The following is a 1352-nucleotide window of genomic DNA, read 5'->3' on the forward strand; positions in this document are numbered from 1 at the left end:
GATTGGGGGTATCAGCCAGTTGGTCAAACATGCGATCGCGTAATCGAATTAACCGAGGTGTCTCTTTTAGCATTTGCACTGCTGCTAGTTCTGCCGCCATGCCAAACCCAGCAATCAGTGGCACCGCCTGGGTTCCAGACCGCAATCGGGATTCTTGTCCACCACCGGATATCAGGGGCACTAACTCCACATCAGGGCGGATATACAGTGCCCCTGATCCCATTGGACCATAAATTTTGTGACTGGAAATCGACAGCAAATCCACCGGTAGTTGTTGAACATCGATCGATAGCCGTCCTGCTACTTGAACTGCATCGGTATGAAACAATACACCTTGTTCACGAGCAATTTGTCCGAGTTCATCAATAGGTTGGAGCGTACCTACTTCACTTTGACCGTAGATGACGGAGACTAAAACTGTATTTGCCTGTAGCGCAGCTTTTAAATCACCGGGATTGACCATTCCCAGAGAATCCACTGGTAGCCTAGTCACTTGCCAACCCCACTGCTCCAACCAGGCCACTGGTTGAGCGATTGCAGAATGCTCTACACTAGAAATAATGATATGCTGGGGTTTCTTGTAGGCTTGGGCAACCCCCATCACCGCCAAATTATCCGCCTCAGTACCGCCAGAGGTAAATATAATCGATTCTGCTGGTGCATTGATTAACCTAGCCACCTGCATTCTTGCTCGTTCCAGTACAATAGCCGCTCGCTGACCCCACTGGTGTAAGCTAGATGGGTTACCCCACTGCTGGGCAAGGACATCTTGCATAGTTTTAATGACTTCTGAGCGTGGTGGTGTGTTGGCGCTATAGTCCAGATAAATTTGCATGGGTTTTCAGGCAACCAGCTATCTCTACCTTCAGCATATAACCTTTCCAGGTCTCTCTCAAACTGATGACTAATAACTGATGATTAATAACTGATGAATAATAACTGATGAATAACAACTAACCACCTGGTTTGCCAACGTTATAATCCTCGTGGGACAAAACTGCGTGAGGAACCAATAAGCTACCCTGGTCGTGACAAATCATTCGGTAGTTGCGAGTTACAGGAATACTAATGATCCAGCGGTTGTGGCGCAGCCGCTTGCCACCAAATTCTCTGTAATCTTGGTGATTCTCCAAACCAGCAATTATCCCACGGGCTTTGACAACCACATGGGTAGGAAGGTTTTTTAAGTCAATGGGATCATCTTCAAAACTAGACTCCCACTGCTGTTTTTGCTGTTTTTTCTCTTCCCGTGCTCGGTTTTTTTGATCACATCGGTGGCATGTTTTACCATACCCCTTGTGGCCACACGGGAATGTTTTCTTTCGTCTTGGCATAAGACAGTAGTTCGGGTT

General features: G+C 47.1%; 2 protein-coding genes. Both read right to left on the minus strand.

Going from position 1 to position 1352, the window contains the following annotated elements; genetic code table 11:
• Positions 1 to 835: cysteine desulfurase family protein (locus tag F6K51_RS37390; protein ID WP_293031267.1), on the minus strand; the 835-nt coding region annotated here is incomplete at its 3' end.
• A 118-nt stretch (positions 836 to 953) separates the two neighbouring features.
• Positions 954 to 1334: a hypothetical protein gene (locus F6K51_RS37395; protein WP_070391933.1), complete on the minus strand. Its 381-nt coding sequence runs from the start codon at positions 1332 to 1334 to the stop codon at positions 954 to 956.
• Positions 1335 to 1352: the final 18 nt, after the last annotated feature.

The sequence above is a fragment of the Moorena sp. SIO3I8 genome (assembly GCF_010692325.1).
GTDB lineage: Bacteria > Cyanobacteriota > Cyanobacteriia > Cyanobacteriales > Coleofasciculaceae > Moorena.

Excerpts from the sequence above, each read along its gene's own strand:
- F6K51_RS37395 (WP_070391933.1), bottom strand. The coding sequence starts at position 1,334 with ATGCCAAGACGAAAGAAAACATTCCCGTGTGGCCACAAGGGGTATGGT.